Raw genomic sequence first — 23,727 nt, forward strand, 5'->3', positions numbered from 1 at the left:
AGGTGTTTGGTGAGTCGAGAGTTCTACTCTCACGCGCGGTTGTACGACCTGATGTTTCCGGGTGGCGGGCCGGCGGTCGACTTCTACCGGGCCGCGGTTGCTCGGCACGGTGGGCGCGTCCTGGAGCTCGGGTGCGGCACCGGGGACAAGCTGATCCCGCTCCGCTCGGTGCGGGTTGATCGGAAGAGCCAGTCGACACGCACCTCGTGGTGAAGCTGCAAGTAGCTCGCGTGGGGTCTGTGTCGTTGGCATGGTGCGAGGGTCGTGTCGGGTGGAGTGGAGGAGTTCTCTTGAAGCGGTTCGTGGCACCGCCGAACTGGCCGATTCCGCCCCGGCGCAACTGGATCCCGCCGGAGAGTTGGCGCCCGGATCCGTCCTGGCCGCCGGCGCCGCCGGGATGGCACTTCTGGCGTGACGGCAACGGCAAGGCGGTGCTCGGCCCGATCGGCCGGTACGGCGCTCCGTCCCGTCGGGCCGCGTACGCCGGGGCCGCGTCGCTGCTCGTCTTCATCGCGGTGAACATCTGGGCAGTGTCCGTGATCGGCCTGTTCGGCGGCGGATCGGACGACCCCGCGGCCGTCACGTTCGCGGCGGAAACGCCGTCCGCCGGTCCGCCGGCCAGTTCGACGACTCCCGTCGTACAGCAAACGCCACCGCGGACGATCGTGGTGCCGGAGAAGGCCGCGACGTCCGGGCCGGCCAAGCGGCCGACTCCGCGCCCGACCCGGACGTCGACCACCATGACTCCCGAGCGGAGCGCGCCGACGCCGACCCGCGCGACTGTCAGTACGCCGGTGACGTCGTCGCGTCCGACCAGCCGCCCATCGACCCGGGAGCAGATCCTCCGGCAGTACTGCATCGACCGTGGCATCGACCCGTCCTGGTGCGATCCGGCCAAGTGGGAGCACCGGCGCCCTTGACGCCGGCCGAGGTCGCCGCGCATTCTTAACCACATGGTTCTGAAACCAACTGGTTATGAAGACGGGTTGACCGGTGTCTTCGCGGCGCTCGCCGACCCGACCCGCCGGGCGATCCTGACCCGGCTGAAGCGCGGCGACGCGACGGTGGCCGAGCTGGCGGCGCCGTTCAGCATGTCGCAGCCGGCCGTCTCGAAGCACCTGAAGGTGCTCGAACAGGTCGGTCTGATCAGCCGTTCGCAGCGCGCGACCGCCCGGCTCAGCCACCTCGAGGCGGAGCCGCTCCGGGCGGCCGTCGGCTGGTTGATGGACTACCGCGGCTACTGGACGGAGAGCTTCGACCGTCTGGACGACCTGCTCGACGACTTGCAGGGGGAGTCGTGAAGATCGTCGTCGAGCCGGGCGTGCCGCAGGTCGTCGTCGTCCGGGAGTTCCGCGCGCCGCGGGACCTGCTGTTCCGTGCGTACACCGAGCCCGAGCTGGTGAAGCGGTGGCTCGGGCCGGCCGGGCTCAAGCTGGTCGTGAACCAGCTCGACCCGCGGCACGGCGGGCGCTGGCGGTGGACGCACTACGACAGCGACGGCAAGGGCTACGCCTTCCACGGGCTGTACCACGGGTCGCCGACGCCGGAGCGGATCGTGCAGACGTACGAGTTCGACCAGGCGCCCGGCACCGTCTACCTGAATCTGATCACCTTCGACGAGGCCGACGGGGTCACCACCTTGACGCAGAACACCGTGTTCTTCGCCGTCGAGGACCGGGACCTGTACGTCGACGGCGGGATGGAGCGCGGTCTCCGCGCCTCGATGCGGAACCTCGACGCCCTCGTCACCGAACTGGCCGAGGAGGCCCACTCATGATGCTCGAGAACAAGTCCGCGGTCGTGTACGGCGCGGCCGGACCGATCGGCGGCGCGGTCGCGAAGGCGTTCGCTGCCGCGGGCGCGACCGTCCACCTCGCCGGACGGACGGCGGAACGCCTGGAACGGGTCGCCGACGAGATCCGCGTGAACGACGGCAAGGCCGAGATCGCGGTCGTCGACGCCCTCGACGAGGCCTCCGTCGACGAACATGTCGCCACCCTCGACCGGATCGACATCTCGTTCAACCTGATCGGCCACCGGCAGTACTTCGGGAAGCCGCTGATCGACCTGTCCCTCGTCGAGGTCGAGGAACCGGTCCGGAACATGCTGCGCACGTACTACCTCACGTCCCGCGCGGCCGCCCGGCGGATGGTCGAGCAGGGCTCCGGCGTGATCCTGACCTTCGGCGGGTACGGCGACCCGGCGCCGAACCTCGGTGCCTTCCAGGCCGGATTCGGCGCCGTCGAGGCGATGCGGCGGACGCTGGCCGCCGAGCTCGGCCCGCACGGCATCCGGGTGCTCACGCTGCAGACCAACGGCATCCCGGAGTCGAACCCGGACACCTACCCGGAGGACTTCCGGCGCGAGGTCGCGGAGCACACCGCCGCCCAGACGATGCTGAACCGCGCCGCCACCCTGTCCGACGTCGGCGCCGCCGCCGTCTTCGCCGCCTCCGACCTCGCCCGCTCCATCACCGGCACAGCCCTGAACATCACCGCCGGCGCGGTCGTCAACTAGTGCCCTCGCCAGAGAGGTTGAGGTTGTTACGCGGCGCCGAGCTCGTGGCGCGAGTCAACTGGGGAGCCGCTCCCACTGCCCCGCACCGCGACCAGAACGAGCCGGCGAGCCGACGGCGCGGCGACCCCGGCACTGCACGGCATCGGGGTTGCACAACTGAGGGGTTGACCCCTCAGCTGGCCGGTTGACCGCTCGCCTGCCGCAGGGACAACCGGCAAGCTCAGGGGTCAACCCCTCAGATGGCTGGCTCAGCTCGAGCGCTGGGCCGGGCGAGTTGGGACCCGAACCTGCGTTGGAGGCTCAGCTGAGGAAGTCGATGGTGCGGACGTGGCCGGATGCGGCTTGGTAGACCGTCCAGGCGATCGCGAGGTCCTGCCAGGGGAGACCGACCGGCGCGTAGACGGTGATCTCCTCGGCCGATCGCCGTCCCGCGACCGCGCCGGTCAGCACGTCCGTCAGTGTCACGGCAGCGTCGGCGCCGAGGCCGACGTTGCCCAGGGCACCCATCTGTACGGCGAGCGCGCGGTCGTCGACCACCACGCGTGCGGCCGACAGCAGCCCGGCGTCGAGCTCGACCTTGCCGGGCTCGTCGGCGCCCAACGTGGTGAGGTGAAGGCCGGGCCGAGCGTCGGCCGCCGTGAGCAGTGGCTCGCGCGACCAGGTGGCGAGGACAACGACATCCGCCGCCGCGGCGACCGCTCTCGGGTCATTCACCACAACACCTGGAATCCCTTGACCGGCGAGGAATTCTGCCGCCCGCGCTGGTGCGACGTCCTGCACGACGAGGCGATCGACCCGCCGGAGGGCGGTCAGACCGGCAAGCACCATGGCGGCCTGCGCCCCGGCCCCGACCACCCCGACGGCGACACCACGCGTACGGCGTTGATCGGGCTGCTCAGCCTGTACGGCCGTGCGATCGCCTCGACCCACACCGCCCGTGCCCTCGGGCGTTCCTGCTGAGGCCAGGACATCCGTGGCGAGAGCGGCTGCCAGGCCGGTGCGCCAGGCGGTGATGGTGGAGCTGTCGAGGAGGGCGAGGAGGGTGCCGTCGGTCAGGTCGTGGAGACAGACGACACCCCGAAGCGCCGGTGTGGCGCCCGGGAACTTGGCGTTGACCTTCACGGTGTACGCCGGGATCCCCGGCATCAGTCCGGGCAGGAGCGCGGTCGCCGTACCTGGACCGGGCAGGCCGGTTCGGACGCGCAACGGGTCGATGTCCGCGATGGCGCCGAAGCCGGACCGTAACGCGTCGAGAACGGCAGGGATCTCGAGTGATCGCAGGATGTCCGAGCGGGTGAACAGCAGCGTCATCAGACGACGTTCCGCTCGGCACGCGACCCGGACTGCTCGAACCGCCGCGCGTCCAGCGGGCCGACGTCGACGATCGGCTCCCGGCCGAGGTAGAGATCCCGGATCACCTCGCCGACCGCGGGGCCCTGCAGGAATCCATGGCCGGAAAAGCCTGTGGCATAAAGGAAACGGGACACCGTGCCGGCCTCGCCGATCAGCGCGTTGTGATCGGGTGTCACCTCGTACAGGCCGGCCCATCCGCCGCTCAACCCGACGTCCAGCAGCGAAGGCGCCCGCCGGGCCATCGCCTCGGTCAGGCGGGGGATCCAGGTGTCGGTCCGGTTCAGGTGGAATCCGGGCTCCTCGTCGGGATCGGACATCCCGACCAGCAGACCGGGGCCTTCGCGGTGGAAGTAGAACGTCGTGCCGAAGTCGATCGTCATCGGCAAGTTGGCCGGCAGGCCCGGGATCGCCTCCGTGACGACGATCTGCCGCCGCAGCGGGACCACCGGCAGTCCGACGCCGGCCATTTCGCCGATCCGCGCCGACCAGGCGCCCGCGGCGCAGATCACCGTCCCGGTCCGGACCTCGCCGCCGCTCGTCCGCACCACGGAGATGTGGTTGCCCACAGCGTCGATTCCCAGTACTTCGCAGCCGGTCACCAGCCGTGCGCCCAGCCGCCGGGCGGCCGAGGCGTACCCGAGCACGACGGACTCCGGCGTGCAGTGTCCGGCAGTGGGCGAGAAGCAGGCGCCGACGAGCCCGTCCGACGCGACGATCGGCGCCAAGGAAACCGCCTCGTCCACCGACACCATTCGGGTCGGTGATCCAGCGGTTTCCTGCAGCCTGTTCTGCAGGTCGGTGCTCTCGCGGAAATGCTCGACCTGCTCGGCGGTTTCCAGGAGGAAGAGGTAGCCGACCCGGTGCAGGTCGATCTCCTGACCGGGGCGGTCGCCGAACCGCGCGAACGCCTCCAGACTGCGGGCGCCGAGCGCGATGTTCACCTCGTCGGAGAAGTTCGCCCGGACGCCGCCGGCCGCCTTGCAGGTGGAGCCCGAACCGAGCTGGTCCTTCTCCAGCAACAGCACGTTCCGCACGCCGGCCTCGGCCAGGTGGAACGCGATACTCGTGCCCATCACGCCGCCGCCGACGATCACCACCTCGGCGGACTCCGGCAGGCCCGGGTCGGTCACGGGAGCTGGAAGGTGAGGTCGGCCTCGACCGTCTCGGTGTCCATCTGGGCCTTCTGGAGCTTGCCCGAGTAGTCCCAGTTCATCGACTGCCAGCGGGTGAACTGGTCGAGCACCCACACGCCGCTCTGCCGCGACCCGTTGCCCGACTTCCCGTTCCCGCCGAACGGCAGATGCGCCTCGGCGCCGGACGTCGAGTTGTTGACGCTCACCATGCCCGCCGAGATGCCCTGCGCGAACCGGAACGCCTTGTTCGGGTCGGTCGTGTAGATCGAGCTGGACAATCCGTACCCGGACTTGTTGCCCAACGCAATCGCCTCGTCGAGCGTGCCGTACGGCGTGACGCCGACCACCGGGCCGAACGTCTCGTTCAGGAACAGCTCGTCGTCCGCCCGCACCCCGGCCACGATCGTCGGGTGGTAGAACAACCCGGCGCCGGGATCGCCGACGAACCCGGCCCGCGGGTTCTCCGCGGTCACCCGGCCGACCCGGCCGATCACCCGATGGTGCGCCGCGATCCAGCCCAGCGACTTCTCGAACCCGGCGGCGAACTTCGCGTCCAGCAACGGCCCGAACAGCACGTCCTGCGTCGGATCGCCCATCGCCGCCTCGGCGGTCGCCCGGGCGAAGCGGTCCAGGAACTCGTCGTACACGGACCGGTGCACGATCGCCGTCCCCAAGGACGTGCACCGCTGTCCCGCCGTGCCGAAACCGGAGAACAGCGCGCCCTCGACGGCCAGGTCGAGGTCCGCGTCCTCGGTGATCACCATTGGGTTCTTTCCGCCGAGCTCCAGGCACGGTGTCTGCAGGTGGCGCCCGCACAGCTCGCCGATCTGCGTGCCGACCGCGCTCGACCCGGTGAACCCGACCTTGTTGATCAGCCCTGCCTGCAACGCCTGCTCGAGACCGGAAAACGTGTCCGGACCGTCCGCGTAGACGACGTTGAACACCCCGGCCGGTACCCCGGAGTGCGCGAAGATCTCGTAGAACGCGTCGGAAACGACCGCGGAATATTCCGCCGGTTTCCACAGCACGGTGTTTCCGCAGAGCAGTGCCGGGACGATGTACCAGGACGGAACGGCGACCGGAAAGTTTCCGGCTGTGATCACGGCAACCGTTCCGACCGGCCGCCGGAACGTGAACAGCTGCTTGTCCGGCATCTCCGACGGCACCGTCTGCCCGTAGAGCCGGCGGCCCTCCCCGAGGAAGAAGTCGCAGGTGTCGATGATCTCCTGCACCTCGCCGAGCGCCTCGGCCAGCGGTTTCCCGATCTCCCGGGTGACGAGCGCGGCCAGCCGCTCCTTGTTCAGAGTCATCAACCGGCCCACGTTCGAGATCACCTGGCCCCGCTGCGGCGCCGGCGTCCCGGCCCACCCCGGCTGCGCGGCCCGCGCCGCGGAAGCAGCCCGCACGAAGACCTCCGGCCCGGCACTGCCGACAGTCCCGACGACCTCACTCAGCCGCGCGGGGTTGGTCGACGGAGTACGCCGTACCGCTTCCGCCACGCGTTCGCCACCGACAACGGACAGCACCTCGGACATCCGCCACCCCTCTCCCGACGCTGGGCCACCACCTTATGACGCCGGCGGCACCTTCTGGTCGGGGTAGAGGTCCGGGATCGGGATCGGCATCCGCCACAGGTGGGAGTCGGGGTGGATCATGCCGTGCCGGATCGCGACGTACCGGAGCAGGCGTAGTGGGCCGGCGATCAGGACGACGGCCAGCGGGAGCTCGACCAGGAACGCGCTGAGCAGCGCTTGGTCGAGGTCGCCGCCGCGCTGGCTGGTCATCACGTCGAACCAGGCGTCGCAGATCAGCAGCACGCCGGACGCGAACGCGGTCGGGAACACGAACTGCTTGCGCTTCCAGCCGGCCAGCGCGGTCAGCACCAGCATCGTGAGCAGCAAGATGTCGAACCCGACCCAGGTCGCGACCCAGTTCCGCGCGACGTAGTGGCTGGGCAGGGTGATGGCCAGGTACACGGTCCACGGGATCAGGGCGGCCGCGCAGACCAGCATCAGGACCGTCCGCCATTTGCGGATCCGGTCGATCGTCCGCCGCGACGGCAGCCCGGCAGGCCGCGGTGCGAGCCGCAGGATCAGCGCCCGCCGCTCCTGCGGCGTCATCGCCGCGATCTCTTCGTCGGTCAGCTGCACGTATCGAGTATGCCTTGTGAATGCAATCACAAGCCGGTAGGGTGAGGTCTCGGAGCAACTGTCGACGACGACAGACGAGGTGTGGCCATGACGAAGCGCAGACCGCCGGGCATGAGCAACCAGGAATGGGTCGAGTCCCAGATCAAGCTGGCCCAGAACCAGGGCGAGTTCGACGACCTCCCCGGCGCCGGCAAACCGCTGAAGCTCGCCGAGCAGCACGACCCCGACTGGTGGGTCAAGGACTTCCTCCGCCGCGAGGACGTCGAGACCGAGGCGTTGCTGCCGTCCGCGATGCAACTCCGCAAGGAGAAGCAGCAGGTCCACGAGAAGGTCCGCGGAATGCGGCGCGAGTCCGAGGTCCGCGAGTACCTCGCCGACCTGAACAAGCGGATCCGGCTCGCCATCCGCGACACCACCGGACCGGTCGTGCCGACAGGCCCGGTGAACGAAGACGCGGTCGTCGCCCAGTGGCGGATGGATCGCCCGTCCCGCACGCCGGTTCCGCAACCCGTGGAGGCGTCGACGCCCCCGAAGAAGTCCTTCTGGCAGCGCCTGTTCAGCTGAGCAGTTCGCGGGCGGCGTCCTCGATCGTCTGTTCGCTGAGCAGGACTTCGTGCGCGGCCGCGCCGAGCGGGACGTAGGAGTCGTAGCTCGTCACCCGGGCCAGCCGCCCGGCGTACCCGTGGTCGATCAGCGTGGCCAGCACGCCCTCGGACACCCCGCCGGAGCGCCGGGTCTCGTCGGCGACCAGCACCCGCCCGGTGACGTTTGCCTCGCGCAACAGATCCTCCACCGGCAGCGGCGCCAGCCAGCGCAGGTCGAGCACCCGGATCCCCGGCACCCGCGCCGCCACCCGCAGGCTCATCGGGACGCCGTTGCCGAACGTGACGATGGTCAGCCAGGTGCCGTCGCCGTACGTCCGGCCGCGCCCGATCTCCACGGGTTCGCCGTCGTACGGCGCGAGCCACTGCTCGTCGCCGTCGGCGTACAGGTCGCGCCGGTGGTAGAGGGCGATCGGCTCGAGGTACACGCTGACGGTGCCCGACGACCGGGCCGCCGCCGCACACGCGTGCAGCATCGACGCCGCGTCGTCCGGCCGGGACGGGGACGCGATCACGACGCCCGGGATGTCTCGCAGGACGCCGATCGCGTCGTCGTTGTGGAAGTGGCCGCCGAAGCCCTTCTGGTAGCCGTAGCCGGCGATCCGCAGCACCATCGGGTTCGCGTACTGCTCCTGCGAGAAGAACTTCAGCGACGCCGCCTCGCCGCGCAACTGGTCCTCGGCGTTGTGCAGATAGGCGAGGTACTGGATCTCGGGGATCGGCAGCAGACCCGAGATGCCGGCGCCGAGCGCGAGGCCGAGGATCGACTGCTCGTCGAGCAGCGTGTCGAACACGCGGGCCGGTCCGAAGACCTTCTGCAGTCCGCGCGTCACGCCGTACACGCCGCCCTTGCGGCCGACGTCCTCGCCGAAGACCATCGCCTCCGGGTACGACGCCAGCACGTCGCTCAGCGCCCGGTTGATGGCCTGGCTGAGCGTCAGCGGCTCCTTGGTCGTGACCGGACGCGGCAACGCGTCGGCCACCGCGGCCGGCTCAGGGAAGCGCAACGGCGCGGCGACAGCCTCGGGCGAGGTGAGCTGCGGGAGGCCGGCGACCTCGGCCGCGATCCGGAGCGCCTCGGCCTGCTTCTCCTCGTACAGCTCGATGATCTCGTCGGCGGTGCAGCCGGCGCCGAGCAGGTAGCGCGCCGTACCGAGCAGCGGGTCGAGTTCCTCGTCGGCGGCCAGCTCCGCGGGGGACCGGTAGGCCGTCTCGACGTCGGAGCCCGCGTGACCGAGCAGGCGGACGGTACGCAGTCGCAGGAACGCGGGTCGGCGGTTCCGCCGTACGAAGGTCGCCGCTTCACGAGCCATCGACAGCGCCGCGTCGAGGTCGGTGCCGTCCGCGTCGAAGTACCGCAGACCGGGGCGGGAGCCGTACGCCTGCCGGATCCAGCCGTCCGGGGTGCGCACGCTGATCCCGATGCCGTTGTCCTCGCAGACCAGCAGCAACGGCATCGGCAACCCCTGGTACGACGCGTGCAGCGCCGCGTTGATCGCGCCGGTCGCGGTCGAGTGGTTCGCGGACGCATCGCCGAAACTGGTCACCACGATCGCGTCGGCCGGCCACGGGGACGGTACGCCGAGCTTGGCCGACCGGTTCATCGAGAACGCGACGCCCATCGCGCGCGGCAGGTGCGAGGCGATCGTCGAAGTCTGCGGGATGACCGACAGCTCGTGCCGCCCGAACACCTTGTGCCGGCCGCCCGCGATCGGCTCGCTGGTCGCCGCGGCGACGCCGAGCAGGATGTCGCGCAGGCCCTCCTTCGAGCCGCACTGGGCGGCACGGGTCAGGTAGAAGGCGCCGGAGCGGTAGTGCAGCAGGGCCGGGTCGGTCGGCTGCAGCGCGGCGGCGACGGCGGCGTTGCCCTCGTGCCCGGCGGATCCGATCGTGTAGAAGCCGGTGCCCTGGGACTGCATCCAGCGGGCCGCGAGGTCCGCGTGCCGGCTGCCGAGCTGAGCGTCGAACAGGCCGCGGAGCAGCTCCGCGTCGTGCTCCCACGGGGCCGGGGCGAGGCCGCGGACGCGGTCGGCGAAGGTCCTCATTTCATCCATGATCCGGGATCGCCCGGCCGAGCACAGCTCCGACCACGGGTTGAACAGGTCACCTGGTTGCCGCCGCGCCGGCCGGGGAACGGTACGAAGGGCTTGTTCGTTGGGGGAGCGAGGGGGACTCTGTGGGGTGTGGTGACGGTGAGTGAGCTGTGGTGATGCACCTTCCCGGCGTCGTCCGGCGGGCGGGATTCGCGGCCGGTCTCGGGGTCGGGACAGCCGGCGCGCTGGCCGGTGTCCTGTTGCTGGGTCCGCTCGCGGCGTCGCTCCTCCTGGTCGTGGTGTTCGTGCTCGTCTGGCCGCTGGCCGCGGTGGTCCGGCACGTGACCGACGACGCGCCGTACGGTTCGGCGGTCCTGGTCGCCGCGACGGCGGCGGCCGCGGTGTTGTGCCTGCCGGGCATGGTCCGGCTGCTGGCGTGGGGCGCCCTCGGGGTGACGGCGGCGCTGATCCTCGCCGCGGTGTTCGTGCTGATCGATCTCGCCGTCCCTGACCGCGGCCCGCGACCCTCCCGCCGACAGCGCAAGCTGAAGCGTCTGTCTGAGACGCAGCTCGCGGAGGACGAGCGGCTGATCGCGTCGCTGCAGTGCCCGCTCAGCATCGAGGAGCTGTGCGGGGTGTGGTCCGAGACCGCGACGCAGCTCGCGCACGGCGCCGGGCTGCGCGATCGCCAGGCCGTCGCCGAGGTGCGCCGGATCTGCCTCGACGAGTTCGAGCGCCGCAACCCCGACGGCTTCCACCGCTGGCTGGACGCCGGCGCCCCGGCGAACCCGAGCCGCTACCTGCTCCCTACGCCGGGAGAAGGCCCCACACCCCTTTGAGGAGTGTCGTCGCGCCGCCGATCAGCGCCAGCATGAGCACGAGCAGCCGGGCGCGCGGCTCGGACACGCGTCCGGCGAGCGTGCGCCCGACGACCGCTCCGGCCACCAGCCCCGCGCCGGCGGTGGCCCAACGACCCGCGTCGAGGGCGGGGAGTCCGCTCGTCGCGACCGAGAACACGTTGACCACGGCGCCGTAGAAGAGCGCGTTCGGGACGAATTCGCGGATCGTCCAGCCCGCGTTGACGGCGTACAGCGACATCGGCGGTCCGCCGAGTCCGGCCGACGCGTTCATGAAACCGCCGACCGCGCCGGCGCCGACCGCGCCGCCGAGACCGGTCAGTGCGCGCAGACGGAAACCGCGGAGCAGCAGGAGTACGGCGATCGTCACCAGGGCGCCCATGGTGACGAGAAGGACGGGCTCGGGCAGGCGCCGGGCAAACCAGGCACCGAGCGGTACTGTGCAGGCCGCCGCGACGATCAGCGGCACCATCGAACGCAGCCGGACCTGCCGCCAGCCCTCAGCCAGTCCCGCCAGGCAGATCAGCCCGGCACCGCAGTTGGCCAGCGACACCCCGTCGTGCGGGCCGAGAACCAGGACCAGCGCCGGGACCGCCACCAGCGCGAACCCCATCCCGGTCATCCACTGGACCGACGCTCCCAGTAGTACGACGCCACCCAGCAGAAGCCCAGCCACGCCCGCCGACTCTAGCGGGTGCTGTCAGGCGGCCTTCTTCTTGCCCTGGGCCGACTTCTTGGCCGTGCTCTTCTTGGCTGCAGTCTTTTTCGCGGTGGTCTTTTTCGCAGTGGTCTTCTTCGCCGGTCCGGTCTTCTTGCGGGCGCCGCGGGACTTGCGAGCCTCCTCGACACTGGCGCGGAGGGCGGCGACCAGGTCGGTCGGGTTCGTGGCCTGCGGCTCTTCCTCGGAGTACACGATCTCCTTGCCCTGGTGCTTGGACTTCACCAGCTCCTTGACCCGCTCGGTGTAGGTGTCCTCGTACGCGGCCGGCTTCCACTCGCCGCTCATCGCCTCGATCAGGTCGACGGCCATCGACAGCTGCTTGCCGGCGCCGGACTTCCGCGGCAGCGTGCCGAGCTCCTCGTCCGGGTCGCGGATCTCGTCGGCGAAGAACATCGTCTCCAGCACGAGCACCTTGTCGACGGCCCGGATCGTCGCCAGGTACTCCTTGCCGCGCATCACGAATTTCGCGATCCCCGCCCGGTTCGTCTTCGCCAGCGCGTCCCGCAGCAGCGCGTACGACGAGGCGTTCTCGGAGTCGGACGGGCCGAGGTAGTAGCTCTTCTGGAAGTGCATCGGGTCGATGTCGTCGAGGTCGACGAACGTGTCGATCTCCAGCGACCGGGATTTGCCCGGCGCGATGTCGTCCAGCTCGTCCGGCTCGACGATCACGTACTCGCCGCCGCCGACGTCGTGGCCCTTGACGATCTTGTCGTACGGGACTTCGCGGCCAGTGCGCTCGTTCACCCGCTTGTACCGGATCCGGTCCGACGTCCCCTTCTGGAACTGGTGGAAGTCGATCTCGTGTTCCTGGGTCGCGCTGTACAGGCCGACCGGTACCGAGACCAGCCCGAAGTTGATGTACCCGCTCCAGATCGCCCGCGCCATGGTCGGCTCCTCTCGCCGCCCCGGCCGGTACCCAGTTCAGAGCCGGTTGTAGCGCTTGCGGGCCTCGCGGCTCTCCTTCTGCGCCTCCCGGGCGGTACGACGTGCCTCGTCGAGCTCACCGCCCAAGCGGTGTACCAGGGCCTGGGCCTCGGCGAGCGCCTCGCGGGCGTTGTCGAGCTGGGTGTCCAGGTCCTCGACCTCGGCCTCCGCCTGCTGCGCCGCGGCGACGGCGTCCTCGAAAACCTGTTTCGCCTTCGCCTTCTCGGCGGCCTCCCGCTCGTCCTGCTCGCGCTGGGCGGCCTCGCGCTTCCGCTCGGCCGTTGCCTTTTCGTCGGTCTCGGCCTGTTGTGCTTTCCGCCGGTCCCGGGCCGCCTGGCGACGCTCGTCGGTGAGTGGGGTGACGTTGGACGGTTCGCCGGTCTCGTCGACCACGCCGAAACCGACGTGCCGCAGCGCGCTGCTCAGTCGTCCTTCGCGGACGGCGTCACCCGCGGCCGGATCGACCAGCGCGGCGTCGAGGGTCTCGCGGAGCTTCTGGCCGACGTCCGCGCTCACCTTCTGGCCCTCCTCGTCCGCGAGCCGCGCGGCCTCCTTGGACAGCTTGTCCAGGAGTTGGTGGCGCTTCGGCGTCAGCTCCCGCAGCCGCTCGCCGTCCAGGTCGGCGGTCGCCTCCCGGAACTCGTCGCCGAGCGCGAGCAGGTCGTCCAGCTCGTCGGGCAGCCTGCGGGCCACCAGATTCGCGATCCAGGCCGCGACCGTCGGCTTGCGCAGCGCCTTCAGCCGGGTCGACGCGAGCGCGTCGCCGTCGGCCTTCAGCTGCTTGGCCAGCTCGTTGCGAGTAGCAATGAAGTCGGCCGCCGGCGCCGCGTACACCGCATCCGCCGCCTCCTCGAAGTCCACCAGGCGACGGTACCCGAATCAGCCGGTCGTGGGAGGTGGCTGCACAGCCAGTTCGGTGCGCAGCGTCTCCAGGATGCCGCGCAGCAGCCGGGAGACCTGCATCTGGCTGACGCCGAGTTCGTTGCCGATCTCCTCCTGGGTGAAGCCGTTGCAGAACCGGAGCTGGAGGATCCGCTTGTCCCGGTCGCCGAGGTTGGCGACCGCCGGCGTGAGGGTGTGCACGTTCTCGACCAGGTCGTAGCCGTCCTCGGCGTCGGCAACCGTCTCCATCAGGCTCGTCCCGCCGTCCGTGGCCCCGGGCGCGTCCAGCGAGAGCGTGCTGAAACAGCCCCGGACCGAGGTGGCCTCGGCGACCTCGGACGGGTGCGTGCCGAGCGCCTCGGCAGTCTCCTGGTCGGTCGGCACATGACCGAGCCGCTGGGTCAGTTCGGGCTCCGCCGCGGCGATGCTGCCCTGCATCTCCTGCACCCGGCGCGGCGGCCGGATGGTCCAGGCGCAATCCCGGAAGTACCGCTTCAGCTCGCCGCGGATCGTCGGTACGGCGTACGACAGGAAGGCTGTCGACGCGTCCAGCCGGTACCCGTTCGCGGCTTTCACCAGCCCGAGGTACGCGACCTGTTCGAGGTCGTCGGCGTCGACGCCCTTGCTGCGGTAGCGCGAGGCGATGGATCTGGCCACCGGCGCGTTCAGCAGGATGACCTCGTCGAGGCACTCCTGGTGGCGGGGATCGGGAACAGTGTCGGCCTCGAGCAGCAGCTCGTGGGTGGCATCGGCAATTCTCTGCTTGGAGACTTCGGCAGCTGCGATCGTCACGGGAGATACCTCGTCGTGTCGTCGTGCAGGTCGGGTGGCTTGGGGGCTGAACCACCTGTCTCCACCAGATCAAACTCGGCCGGACCTTTCAAGTGCCCGCCTGTTACGGCTGTTTGAAACGCTTGTAGCCTGACAGTAACTGTCAGGTTTCAATGGTTTGCTCGCACTCATGAACGAGTGTTGCGCTGTGGTCGACCTGCGCCAGTACACCCTGCACCCCGGAAAGCGGGACGATCTGATCGACGTCTTCGACACCCACCTGGTCGACGCCCAGGAGCGGACCGGGATGCACATCGTCGGTCAGTTCCGTGATCTGGACGACCCCGACCGGTTCGTCTGGATCCGCGGTTTCCGGGACCTGCCGGCCCGCGCGGACGCGCTGAACGCGTTCTACTTCGGGCCGGACTGGCGCGCGCACGCGGCGGCGGCCAACGTGACGATGATCGACTCCGACAACGCCCTGCTGCTGCGGCCCGTGCGGCTCGGCGCCGGCTACCCGGCCCTGGACACGCCGAGGACGGGTGAGGCGGCGGGTTCGGTGATCGCCGGGGCCGTCTACCACCGCGCCGGCGAGGACGACGAGTTCGTCGAGTTCTTCACCGACCACGTCGCCCCGGTGCTCACCGCGACGGGCGCCGAGCCGGTCGCGGTGTTCGAGAGCCTGGTTGCCGAGAACAACTTCCCGCAGCTGCCGTTGCGGGACGAGGTGGTGCTCGCCTGGTTCGCACGGTTCGCCGACGACACGGCGTACGACGAGCACCGGCGGCAGCTGGCCGCGTCGCCCGTGTGGCAGCGGCAGGTGCAGCCCGAGCTGGTCTGCCGGTCGGCGAAACCGGCCCAGGAGCTGCGGCTGCGGCCGACCGCGGGATCGCAGTTCCGGTAAATGCGTTGCGGGCGGCGGGAGCGCCCGGCATCCTGGTTTGACCCGAGCGGCGACGCGCGCTGCCTGGACCTAAGGAGGGCTGACGGATGGCCATCACTGTGCTGCGGCATGTCCGCATCAGTCCCACTTCACGGTTCAGGAGCATTTCCGTTGTCTTTTCCCGAGTACGAACTCACCGATAACTACTCAGACACCGACCCGGCCGACGCCTTCGTCTTCAAGTTCCACACGGTCGACGAGGAGCTGGGCCCGGATCAGCGGTGGTCCACCTGGCTGGACGTCGAGCGCGGCTCTCGCGGGCCTGATCCCCGCCCGGACTGGGTGGTGACGGAACAGGCCGCGATCGATACCGAGCTCGGCGTCCTCAAAACCGGTAAGGAAGCCGACGTCTTCCTGCTCGAACGGGCCGTCGAAGCCATCGGCGACAACCCGGCGAAGTCCTCGTTGCTGGCCGCGAAGCGGTACCGCACCGAGGAGCACCGGTCCTTCCACCGCAGCACGGCGTACGTCGAAGGGCGCCGGACCCGCAACAGCCGCGACACCCGGGCGATGGCGAAGAAGACCTCGCACGGCCGGTCCGTCGCGGCCGGGCAGTGGGCGTACGCCGAATGGGACGCCCTCAACCGGCTGTGGAAGGCCGGCGTCCCGGTGCCGTACCCGGTCCAGGTCGACGGCACCGAGTTGCTGATGGAGTTCATCGACGACGGCGAGGGCGGCGCCGCGCCGCGGCTCGCCCAGGTCCGGCCGTCGAAGGAGCTGCTCGACCTGTACTTCGAGCAGCTCCGCGACGGGATGCGCGAGCTGGCCCGCGCGGGCCTGGCGCACGGCGACCTCTCGCCGTACAACGTGCTCGCGCAGCACGACCGGATCGTGATGATCGATCTCCCGCAGGTGATCGACATCGTGGGCAACCCGAAGGGCATGGACTTCCTGCTGCGCGACTGCCACAACATGGCCACCTGGTTCACGAACCGCGGCCTGGAGATCGACGAACAGGAACTGTTCGCCGATCTGCTCACGATGGTGTTCTGATCGCCCGCTGCAGGTACGGGACGAGCGGTACCAGCTGGTCGGGGTAGGTGTCGACGAGGCCGTCGACGTGGTTGCCTGCCTCGACCCGCTGGTACGTGTGCAGACCGGTGTGCTTCGCCAGCTCGGCGTACACGTCGGAATCCTGGGTGATCGGGAGCAGGCTGTCGTACGTGCCGTGGATCGTGGTCAGCGGCCGGTGGATGTTTCCGGTCAGAGCGATCCGCGCGATGGCCTTGCGAGCTTCGGGGCGCTGCGTGTAGTCGTAGTCCGCCTCGGTGCCGGTGTAGGTGGGGTCGAGCTCCGCCGCGTAGATGCGTTGGGTCAGCTTCCAGTAGACCGTGTAGTGGTAGTCCCACAGGAAGCTGGACTTCGGGTTGAATCCGGCTGCCACGATCTTGGCAGTGTCATGCTGCTCGTAGCCTGTGATTGCCTGGGGCAAGTACGTGAACAGGTTCGGTCCGTCGACCGTCCACAGCGTGCCTTCCAGGTCGACGCCGCGGGTGTAGAGCTCGGGGTGGTTCTCGAGTTGCCAGCGGACCAGGTAGCCGCCGTTCGAGATGCCCGCCGCGATCACCTCGCGCGCCGGGCGGCCGTAGTGCTGCGCGACGGTGGCGCGTGCGGCGCGAGCGAGTTGCGTCGTACGGACGTTCCATTCGACGATCGCGTCGCCAGGGCGGATGCCGTCGGTGGAGAACGCGGCGCCGGTGTTGCCCTTGTCGGTCGCGGCGTACGCGTAGCCCAGCGACAGCACGTAGTCCGACATCGACTTGTCGTTGGCGTACTGCGCTCGCACGCCGGGTGAGCCGGCGACGACCAGCCCGCCGTTCCAGCGTTGCGGCAGCCGGATCACGAACTGCGCGTCGTGGTTCCAGCCGTGGTTGGTGTTGGTGTGCGAGGTGTCCGGGAAATACCCGTCGATCTGCACGCCAGGTACGCCGGACTGCTGCGGCAACCCGGAGTGGGTGAGGCCCGCGTAGTCGGCGGGATTCGTATGACCGGACGCCACCGTACCGGCGGTGGTGAGATCGTCCAGGTGCGCGAGTTCCTGATACTCGGCACCCGGGACGTGGAGCTGTCGATGGGCGCTGGCGGGCACGGTCACACCGGCCAGCAACAGGACGGCGGAGGACAAGGCGAGAAGGCGGCGCATGGCGTCACGCTAGAAGCCGTCCTTCCGCCCGGACATCGGATCGCGGCACACAACCACGGTGTCCGCGGTGGTCCGTCAGGACACTGCCTTGGCCGCTGCGCGTCCCGCCGTACGGCCGGTGAAGAGGCAGCCGCCGACGAAGGTGCCCTCGAGTGAACGGTAGCCGTGGACACCGCCGCCGCCGAAGCCTGCGACCTCGCCGGCCGCGTAGACACCCGGGAGCGGGCTGCCGTCGGCCCGCAGGACGCGGGACTCCAGGTCCGTCTGCAGGCCGCCCAGCGACTTGCGGGTCAGGATGTTCAGCCGGACGGCGATCAGCGGACCGGCCTTCGGGTCCAGGATCCGGTGCGGTGACGCCACCCGGATCAGCTTGTCGCCGCGGTAGTTGCGGGCGCCGCGCAGCGCGGTCACCTGCAGGTCCTTGGTGAACGTGTTGGTCAGCTCCCGGTCCCGCGCGAGGATCTGCCGCTCGAGGTCGTCGAGGTCGATCAGCCCCTCGCCGGTCAGGTCGTTCATCCCCCGGACCAGATCCGGAAGGTTGCCTCGGACAATGAAGTCCGCGCCCTTGTCCATGAACGCCCGCACCGGCGCCGTCGGGCCGCCGCGCGCCCGGCCGAGCACGCCGCGGATGTCCTTGCCGGTGAGGTCCGGGTTCTGCTCCTGGCCGGAGAGCGCGAACTCCTTCTCGATGATCTTCTGGGTCAGCACGAACCACGTGTAGTCGTACCCGGTCCGCATGATGTGCTCGAGCGTGCCCAGCGTGTCGAACCCCGGGAACAGCGGCACCGGCAGCCGCTTCCCGGTCGCGTCGAACCACAGCGACGACGGCCCGGGCAGGATCCGGATGCCGTGCATCGGCCAGATCGGGTCCCAGTTCTGGATGCCTTCGGTGTAGTGCCACATCCGGTCCCGGTTCACGTACCGGCCGCCGGCCCGCTCGGTGATCGCGAGCATCCGGCCGTCCACATGCGCCGGTACGCCGCTGATCATCCGCTTCGGCGGCTGGCCCATCCGCTGCGGCCACTGCTCGCGGACCAGGTCGTGGTTGCCGCCGATCCCGCCGGACGTGACGATCACGGCCTGCGCGGTCAGCTGGAAGTCGCCGGCCTCGACGCGCGAGCTCGGCATCCCCCGCGCTACGTCGCTGGGCTCCAGCACCTTGCCCGCGACACCGTCGACGACGCCGCCGGTCACCGTCAGCTCGTCCACCCGGTGCCGGAACCGGAACTCGACCAGCCCCAACGCGTGTGCCTCCCGGACCCGGCGCTCGAACGGCGCGACCAGCCCCGGCCCGGTGCCCCAGGTGATGTGGAACCGCGGCACCGAGTTCCCGTGGCCGTCGGCGTTGTACCCGCCGCGCTCGGCCCAGCCGACGACCGGGAAGAACCGCACGCCCTGCGCGTGCAGCCACGGACGCTTCTCGCCGGCCGCCCAGTCGACGTACGCCTCGGCCCATTGCCGGGCCCACTTGTCCTCGTCCTCCAGCCGGTCGAACCCGGCCGAGCCGAGCCAGTCCTGCAGCGCGAGGTCACGGGAGTCCTTGATCCCCATCCGGCGCTGCTCCGGGGAGTTCACGAACAGCAACCCGCCGAACGACCAGAACGCCTGTCCGCCGAGCGACGCCTCGGGTTCCTGGTCGAGCAGCAGCACCTTCCGGCCCGCGTCGGCCAGCTCGGCGGTCGCGGCCAGGCCGGCCAGTCCCGCCCCGACGACGATCACATCAGCGTCCATGTCGACCATGTATAGCGCACTTGGGAAGATGTGGCAGTGACGATCTTTTCTGTTCAAAACGTCGTACTTCCCGCAGCTTCGCTCGGTTCGGAGAACCCGCTGGCGCCGCTCCGCACTCAGCGCGAGCCGCACCACGTCGAGAACATCGCCGAGCTTCCCGCGGACCTGCGGGCGAACGTCGAGTACGGGCGCCTGCACAGCCCGCTGCCGTGCCTGAACCAGGACGGGTACGACCGCACCCTGGTCGAGACGGCGCTCCCGGCGCTCGTGCTGGAGAACGACCACGTGCGCGCGACGATCCTGCCGAGCCTCGGCGGCCGGCTCTACTCGCTCGTCCACCAGGGGCAGGAGTTGCTCTACCGCAACCCGGTCTTCCAGCCCGCGAACCTCGCCCTGCGCAACGCCTGGTTCGCCGGCGGCGTCGAGTGGAACGTCGGCAGCACCGGCCACTGGACCGGCACCTGCGCGCCGATGCACGCCGCCCGCGTCGAAGGCCCGGACGGTACGCCGGTCCTGCGGCTGTGGGAGCTCGAACGCACCCGGAACCTGGTCACCCAGCTCGACTTCTGGCTGCCGGAGGACTCGGAGTTCCTGTATGTCGGGGTCCGGCTGCAGAACCCGTCCGACGTCGACGTCCCGGCGTACTGGTGGTCGAACATCGCGGTCCCGCAGTCCCCGGACCACCGCGTGCTGGTGCCGGCCGACCAGGCCTGGCAGTTCGGCTACGGCAGCCGCCTCGACCTCGTCGACGTGACGACGGACCTGACCTATCCGATGCGGCATCCGCGCGCCATCGACTACTTCTTCGAGCCGCTGGCCGGGGAGCGGTCGTGGATCGCGTCCGTCGACGGGGCCGGTGACGGGCTCGTGCAGGCGTCGACCGGGCGGCTGCGTGGCCGGAAGCTCTTCGTGTGGGGCCAAGGAGACGGCGGGCGACGGTGGCAGGAGTGGTTGTCGCCGGGGCTGGAAGGGGATGGGTACGCCGAGATCCAGGCAGGGCTCGCGCGGACCCAGATGGAGCATCTGAGGTTGCCTGGTGAGACTTCCTGGCACTGGTTGGAGGCTTACGGACGGCTGTCGATGGACGCCGCACGTGCGCACTCCCAGGACTGGAAGACAGCGCGGGACGGCGGGGCCGCGGCGCTGGAGCCGTTGCTCGACCAGCTGCCGGCTCGGGAGGAGGCGTGGCTCGGCGTGGTGGATGCTGCGCCGGTGGAGCGGCTTGCCGTCGGATCCGGGTGGGGTGCGCTGGAGCTGCGGCGGACCGGCTGGACGGTGTCGGACGGTACGCCGTTCAGCGAGGACACGTTGACGTCGCGCGAGCAGGCATGGCTGCCTCTGCTCGACGGGCAGTTGCCTGCCGTGGACGACGTACCGGACGGGACTCTGGTGGCGTGGCGGGACCTGCTGGAAGCGGCCGAGGACAACTGGCTCGTCTGGTATCACCGGGGTGTGGCGCGGCACTACGACGGTGACGTCGACGGTGCGGTCGAGGCGTGGCGGCAGTCAGGGGAGAACGTGTGGGCGCTGCGCAACCTCGGGCTCGTCACGGGCGAGCTGGGGTACTACGAGCGCGCTGTCGCATTCCGGCCCGACCTGGTGCCGCTTGTCGTGGAGGCCGTCGCGGCCGCGCTCGACACCGACGTACCGCGGGCGGAGCGGATGCTGGCGCAGGCGCCCGACGACCCGCGGATCCAGCTGCTGCGGGTCCGGCACGCGCTGGAGACCGGGGACCCGGCGACGGCACACGACCTGCTGGCTGCCGGGATCCAGTTGGCCACGGTCCGGGAGGGGGCGAACCCGCTGACCGACTACTGGCTGGCCGCCGAGGAGGCACTTGGCACGCACCGGCCAGTACCGCCGCAGTACCAGTTCGGAATGGGCGGAAACTGACAACTTCAGGTCAACTCTACCTCTAGAAACACCACTCCACCGGACTCTACTATGGTCCTGTAGAAAAGTTTTTGTACTTACCTGGAACCAAGTGGAGTCCGGTGGCGTCCCACCGGTGTGCGGCAAGGGCCGCGCAAGGCAGTTTCGACAACGACCGCGTCGCTCGCGGGCGGCGCGTCGGGGGTGAGTGCCATGTTGACGATCGTTGTACTCGGTGGGTTCGGCCTGGTGCTGGTGGTCGCGGCCTTCATCGTGACCGAAGTTCTGGCCGGTCTTCGGCCGTCCCAGATCCCCACCGGCACGGAAGAGAAGACCGCGGGACGAGTGATCCGGGTGCGTGGCCCGGTCCGCGGCCAACTGCAGAGCGGTGCCCCGGCGGTCTACACCGAGGTCATCGTCGAGTACTACACCCGCCGGGGTGAGGGGCCGTACGAGGTCGCTCGCAAGTTCCCGGTCGGGAGCAGGATTACTTACGCCAAGGGTGACCGGGTGATCGTCGCGTACGACGTCCGGAACCCGCGCCGGGCGCGCCTGGCGGGCCGGGTCAGCCACTGGCCGGCCCTGGGCCTGCCGTCCGCGGCCTGACGGAACACCTGCTTGAGCCTCCTCTCCGGCTCAAGCAGGAAGGTGGGGGGCGAGCAGGTTGTACAGCACCGGCCGGCCCTGATCCAGGACGTACTCCGCCTCGTCCGCGGACAACCGGTCCGCCAGGTGAGCGAGCGCCTCGCCCATCGTGATGCTCAGCGTCACCGCCAGCCGGAAGTCCCGTGAGTCGCGGGCGCCGAACCGCGCCGCCAGCAGTTCCGCGAACTCGCCGGCGTGCTGGTCGTCGAACTCGCCCGGCTTCGCCTCCAGCTCCGGGTCGCCGAGCCCGCTCAGCACGACCGCCTTGAAGCCCGGGTCGGTCCGGTGCATCTCCCGGAACGTCTCCAGCGTGACGTCGACCGCCGCGCGCCAGCTCGTCACGTCCGCCAGCCGCTCCCCGACCGCGTCGGTGTAGCGCGCCTGGTTCCGCCGCTCGATCGCCTGGATCAGGCTGCGCTTGTCCGGGAAGTACCGGTACACGCTGCCGACCGCGATCTCGGCCCGCTTCGCGATCCCGCTCGTCGACGCCGCGTCGTACCCGCGCTCGACCACCTCGGCACACGCCGCGTCCAGAATCCGCTCGACCTGCCGGCTGGCCCGGTCCTGGGTCGGCGTCCTGCGCAGCGGATAGGCCCCCGAAGTCACCATTCATTTATTGTCCACGCTCGAGGGGACAACGTTGCCACCTCTTTGTGACAGATTGCCGACAGTTGGTCATGAGGAGGGGTAACTCGTATGCGCATCAACAAGACAGCTGTTGCGGGCCTTGCATCCGTCGCCTTGGCCGCGTCCGGGGTCGCCGGTACGGCCCTCAGCCGGGATCACTCGAGCGGGAACGGCGGCGGTCTGCGTTTCAACCAGGTGCAGATGATCGGCTCGCACAACTCGTACCACCGTGAGCTCGGCCCGGCCGAGCAGAAGGTCCAGCAGGCGCAGAACCCGGGATCGGTCGACCTCTGGTACTCGCACGCGCCGATCACCCAGCAGCTCGAGGACCAGAACGTCCGCACGCTCGAGCTCGACCTGCTGCCGGACCCGGACGGCGGTCTGTACACGTATCCGCTGATCCGGAAACTGACCGGGCAGGGGCCGCTCACCGACCCGGCGATGGCGCAGCCGGGCATCAAGGTCATGCACATCCCGGACTTCGACTACAACACCACCTGCGACACCTTCGTGCTGTGCCTGCAGCAGGTGAAGTCGTGGTCGGACCAGCACCCGAACCACGTGCCGATCACGATCAACCTCGAGCTGAAGCAGTCCGACCCGAAGGTGGTCGCCGCCGGCGGCGTGCAGTCCCCGCCGTGGGACGCGGCCAACCTGGAAGGCGTCGACCGCGAGATCCGGTCGGTGTTCTCCGAGAAGGACCTGCTGACGCCGGACGACGTCCGCAAGCCCGGCCTGACCCTGGAGCAATCGGTGCTGACCAAGGGTTGGCCGAAACTCGACGACGTCCGCGGCCAGGTGCTGTTCTACTTCGACAACGGCGGCCCGGGCGCGATCCGCGACCTCTACCGGACCGGTCACCAGAGTCTCGAGGGCCGGGCGGTCTTCACCCGTGGTCCCGAAGGTGCGCCGGATGCGGCGATCACGCAGGTGAACGACCCGCGGGGCGCGAACCAGGCCGAGATCCAGCGGCTGGTCGCGAAGGGGTACCTGATCCGGACCCGGTCCGACGAGCCGATGGCGACGATCCGGGACAAGGACTACAGCCGGCTCGGGATCGCCCTGGCCAGCGGCGCGCAGGTGGTGACGACCGACTGGCCGGTCGCCGGGATGGCCGCGCGGTACGACAGCGACTTCGTCGCCAAGCTGCCCGGGCGTACCGCCGTACGATGCAATCCGGTGACGGCGCCGACCTGGTGCCACGGAGACGTCGCGGGAAGGTGACCTGAGCATGTCGGAGCACGTGGTCGATATCAGCTGGAGCCGTGGTGCGAACGAGTTCACCTACGACACCTACGACCGCGACCACGAGTGGCGCTTCGACGGCGGTGTCACGGTGCCGGGCTCGGCGAACCCGAAATACCTGGGGAACCCCGGCCCGGTCGACCCGGAGGAGGCGTTCGTGGCGGCGATCTCGTCCTGCCACATGCTCACCTTCCTGGCGATCGCGGCCCGGAAGCGACTGGTCGTCGACGCGTACGACGACCACGCGGTCGGGGTGATGGCGCCCGGACCCACCGGGCGGCCGGCGATCACGCAGGTGACGCTGCACCCGAAGATCGTCTGGAACGGCCCCGAGCCGGACGCCGCCACGATCAAGCGGATCCACGAAGTCGCGCACCGCGAGTGTTTCATCGCGAACTCGGTGACCACCGAGATCACAGTTGCCGCCTGACGGATCAAAGAAGAAAAGACAAAAGAAACAGGAAAAGAAGAAATAGAAGTATTGGTTGGGTGCCTGGCGGCTTCGTGGGCCGGCGTCACTCGGCGGTCGGGTCCCTCAGCTGAGCGGTACCATGCATGGTACCAGCGTGGTACCATCG

Annotated in this window: 25 protein-coding genes; 13 read left to right on the forward strand and 12 right to left on the reverse strand. The window is 69.7% G+C overall.

Annotated elements, in window-relative coordinates; genetic code table 11:
* Nucleotides 1-9: 9 nt before the first annotated feature.
* The 5 genes from AB0L64_RS10780 (at nt 10) to AB0L64_RS10800 (ending at nt 2,517) form a co-directional block, all read left to right on the forward strand.
* Entirely contained in the window at nt 10-213 is a 204-nt protein-coding gene (locus AB0L64_RS10780; RefSeq protein WP_363709955.1) for a hypothetical protein, read from the forward strand.
* Nucleotides 214-290: 77 nt separating this feature from the next.
* Nucleotides 291-920, forward strand: a complete 630-nt coding sequence (locus tag AB0L64_RS10785) for a hypothetical protein (protein ID WP_363709956.1) — start codon at nt 291-293, stop codon at nt 918-920.
* 33 nt (nt 921-953) lie between these two features.
* Entirely contained in the window at nt 954-1,301 is a 348-nt protein-coding gene (locus AB0L64_RS10790; protein ID WP_363709957.1) for a metalloregulator ArsR/SmtB family transcription factor, read from the forward strand.
* The gene (locus tag AB0L64_RS10795; RefSeq protein ID WP_363709958.1) at nt 1,298-1,777 is read left to right on the forward strand and encodes an SRPBCC family protein; all 480 of its coding nucleotides are present in this window, start codon (nt 1,298-1,300) and stop codon (nt 1,775-1,777) included. The genes AB0L64_RS10790 and AB0L64_RS10795 overlap by 4 nt, the downstream gene beginning before the upstream one ends.
* A complete protein-coding gene (locus AB0L64_RS10800; protein ID WP_363709959.1) occupies nt 1,774-2,517 on the forward strand; it encodes an SDR family oxidoreductase in 744 nt (247 codons plus the stop codon). Before AB0L64_RS10795 ends, AB0L64_RS10800 begins: the two co-directional genes overlap by 4 nt.
* Nucleotides 2,518-2,817: 300 nt before the next feature.
* On the opposite strand, the gene AB0L64_RS10805 is transcribed toward AB0L64_RS10800, so the two are convergent.
* The 4 genes from AB0L64_RS10805 to AB0L64_RS10820 are packed head-to-tail and all read right to left on the reverse strand — an operon-like array spanning nt 2,818 to nt 7,153.
* Nucleotides 2,818-3,828, reverse strand: coding sequence for an ornithine cyclodeaminase family protein (locus AB0L64_RS10805; RefSeq protein ID WP_363709960.1), 1,011 nt, complete (start codon nt 3,826-3,828; stop codon nt 2,818-2,820).
* A complete protein-coding gene (locus AB0L64_RS10810; protein WP_363709961.1) occupies nt 3,828-5,000 on the reverse strand; it encodes an FAD-binding oxidoreductase in 1,173 nt (390 codons plus the stop codon). The genes AB0L64_RS10805 and AB0L64_RS10810 overlap by 1 nt, the downstream gene beginning before the upstream one ends.
* Nucleotides 4,997-6,538 carry an aldehyde dehydrogenase family protein gene (locus AB0L64_RS10815; RefSeq protein WP_363709962.1) on the reverse strand — a complete coding sequence of 514 codons (1,542 nt, stop codon included), beginning with the start codon at nt 6,536-6,538 and terminating at the stop codon, nt 4,997-4,999. The genes AB0L64_RS10810 and AB0L64_RS10815 overlap by 4 nt, the downstream gene beginning before the upstream one ends.
* 33 nt (nt 6,539-6,571) lie before the next feature.
* Entirely contained in the window at nt 6,572-7,153 is a 582-nt protein-coding gene (locus tag AB0L64_RS10820) for a hypothetical protein (RefSeq protein ID WP_363709963.1), read from the reverse strand.
* 87 nt (nt 7,154-7,240) lie between these two features.
* Between AB0L64_RS10820 and AB0L64_RS10825 the strand changes: the two genes are divergently transcribed.
* Nucleotides 7,241-7,717, forward strand: a complete 477-nt coding sequence (locus AB0L64_RS10825; RefSeq protein ID WP_363709964.1) for a DUF1992 domain-containing protein — start codon at nt 7,241-7,243, stop codon at nt 7,715-7,717.
* Here AB0L64_RS10825 and AB0L64_RS10830 read toward each other — a convergent pair.
* On the reverse strand, nt 7,710-9,800 hold the full coding sequence (locus AB0L64_RS10830; protein ID WP_363709965.1) for a thiamine pyrophosphate-dependent enzyme: 2,091 nt from the start codon (nt 9,798-9,800) through the stop codon (nt 7,710-7,712). The two genes, AB0L64_RS10825 and AB0L64_RS10830, sit on opposite strands and share 8 nt — an antisense overlap.
* 164 nt (nt 9,801-9,964) lie before the next feature.
* On the opposite strand from AB0L64_RS10830, the gene AB0L64_RS10835 reads away from it, so the two are divergent.
* On the forward strand, nt 9,965-10,627 hold the full coding sequence (locus AB0L64_RS10835) for a hypothetical protein (RefSeq protein ID WP_363710524.1): 663 nt from the start codon (nt 9,965-9,967) through the stop codon (nt 10,625-10,627).
* On the opposite strand, the gene AB0L64_RS10840 is transcribed toward AB0L64_RS10835, so the two are convergent.
* From AB0L64_RS10840 to AB0L64_RS10855, 4 genes are read right to left on the reverse strand one after another with little or no spacing between them, the layout of a single operon-like run.
* Entirely contained in the window at nt 10,596-11,321 is a 726-nt protein-coding gene (locus AB0L64_RS10840; RefSeq protein ID WP_363709966.1) for a sulfite exporter TauE/SafE family protein, read from the reverse strand. The two genes, AB0L64_RS10835 and AB0L64_RS10840, sit on opposite strands and share 32 nt — an antisense overlap.
* A gap of 24 nt (nt 11,322-11,345) precedes the next feature.
* Nucleotides 11,346-12,251, reverse strand: a complete 906-nt coding sequence (locus AB0L64_RS10845) for a Ku protein (protein WP_363709967.1) — start codon at nt 12,249-12,251, stop codon at nt 11,346-11,348.
* Between the two features lie 36 nt (nt 12,252-12,287).
* The gene (locus AB0L64_RS10850) at nt 12,288-13,151 is read right to left on the reverse strand and encodes a hypothetical protein (protein ID WP_363709968.1); all 864 of its coding nucleotides are present in this window, start codon (nt 13,149-13,151) and stop codon (nt 12,288-12,290) included.
* Between the two features lie 18 nt (nt 13,152-13,169).
* On the reverse strand, nt 13,170-13,964 hold the full coding sequence (locus tag AB0L64_RS10855; protein WP_363709969.1) for a sigma-70 family RNA polymerase sigma factor: 795 nt from the start codon (nt 13,962-13,964) through the stop codon (nt 13,170-13,172).
* 169 nt (nt 13,965-14,133) lie between these two features.
* Between AB0L64_RS10855 and AB0L64_RS10860 the strand changes: the two genes are divergently transcribed.
* A complete protein-coding gene (locus AB0L64_RS10860; RefSeq protein WP_363709970.1) occupies nt 14,134-14,847 on the forward strand; it encodes an NIPSNAP family protein in 714 nt (237 codons plus the stop codon).
* Between the two features lie 150 nt (nt 14,848-14,997).
* Nucleotides 14,998-15,879, forward strand: coding sequence for an RIO1 family regulatory kinase/ATPase (locus AB0L64_RS10865; protein ID WP_363709971.1), 882 nt, complete (start codon nt 14,998-15,000; stop codon nt 15,877-15,879).
* Here the strand turns inward: AB0L64_RS10865 and AB0L64_RS10870 are convergent.
* Together AB0L64_RS10870 and AB0L64_RS10875 are read right to left on the reverse strand one after the other, a co-directional pair.
* A complete protein-coding gene (locus AB0L64_RS10870) occupies nt 15,863-17,029 on the reverse strand; it encodes a tannase/feruloyl esterase family alpha/beta hydrolase (protein ID WP_363709972.1) in 1,167 nt (388 codons plus the stop codon). The two genes, AB0L64_RS10865 and AB0L64_RS10870, sit on opposite strands and share 17 nt — an antisense overlap.
* Before the next feature lie 75 nt (nt 17,030-17,104).
* Nucleotides 17,105-18,760 carry an FAD-binding dehydrogenase gene (locus AB0L64_RS10875; RefSeq protein WP_363709973.1) on the reverse strand — a complete coding sequence of 552 codons (1,656 nt, stop codon included), beginning with the start codon at nt 18,758-18,760 and terminating at the stop codon, nt 17,105-17,107.
* 36 nt (nt 18,761-18,796) lie between these two features.
* On the opposite strand from AB0L64_RS10875, the gene AB0L64_RS10880 reads away from it, so the two are divergent.
* Together AB0L64_RS10880 and AB0L64_RS10885 are read left to right on the forward strand one after the other, a co-directional pair.
* A complete protein-coding gene (locus AB0L64_RS10880; RefSeq protein ID WP_363709974.1) occupies nt 18,797-20,653 on the forward strand; it encodes a DUF5107 domain-containing protein in 1,857 nt (618 codons plus the stop codon).
* A 192-nt stretch (nt 20,654-20,845) separates the two neighbouring features.
* On the forward strand, nt 20,846-21,238 hold the full coding sequence (locus AB0L64_RS10885; RefSeq protein ID WP_359940415.1) for a DUF3592 domain-containing protein: 393 nt from the start codon (nt 20,846-20,848) through the stop codon (nt 21,236-21,238).
* 30 nt (nt 21,239-21,268) lie between these two features.
* Here the strand turns inward: AB0L64_RS10885 and AB0L64_RS10890 are convergent, their stop codons facing one another.
* Nucleotides 21,269-21,886, reverse strand: coding sequence for a TetR/AcrR family transcriptional regulator (locus AB0L64_RS10890; RefSeq protein ID WP_359940412.1), 618 nt, complete (start codon nt 21,884-21,886; stop codon nt 21,269-21,271).
* A gap of 87 nt (nt 21,887-21,973) precedes the next feature.
* On the opposite strand from AB0L64_RS10890, the gene AB0L64_RS10895 reads away from it, so the two are divergent.
* Together AB0L64_RS10895 and AB0L64_RS10900 are read left to right on the forward strand one after the other, a co-directional pair.
* Nucleotides 21,974-23,128, forward strand: coding sequence for a phosphatidylinositol-specific phospholipase C1-like protein (locus AB0L64_RS10895; protein ID WP_363709975.1), 1,155 nt, complete (start codon nt 21,974-21,976; stop codon nt 23,126-23,128).
* Nucleotides 23,129-23,135: 7 nt separating this feature from the next.
* Nucleotides 23,136-23,579, forward strand: coding sequence for an OsmC family protein (locus AB0L64_RS10900; RefSeq protein ID WP_363709976.1), 444 nt, complete (start codon nt 23,136-23,138; stop codon nt 23,577-23,579).
* Nucleotides 23,580-23,727: the final 148 nt, after the last annotated feature.

Source organism: Kribbella sp. NPDC051936 (assembly GCF_040680955.1).
Classification (GTDB): Bacteria; Actinomycetota; Actinomycetes; order Propionibacteriales; family Kribbellaceae; genus Kribbella.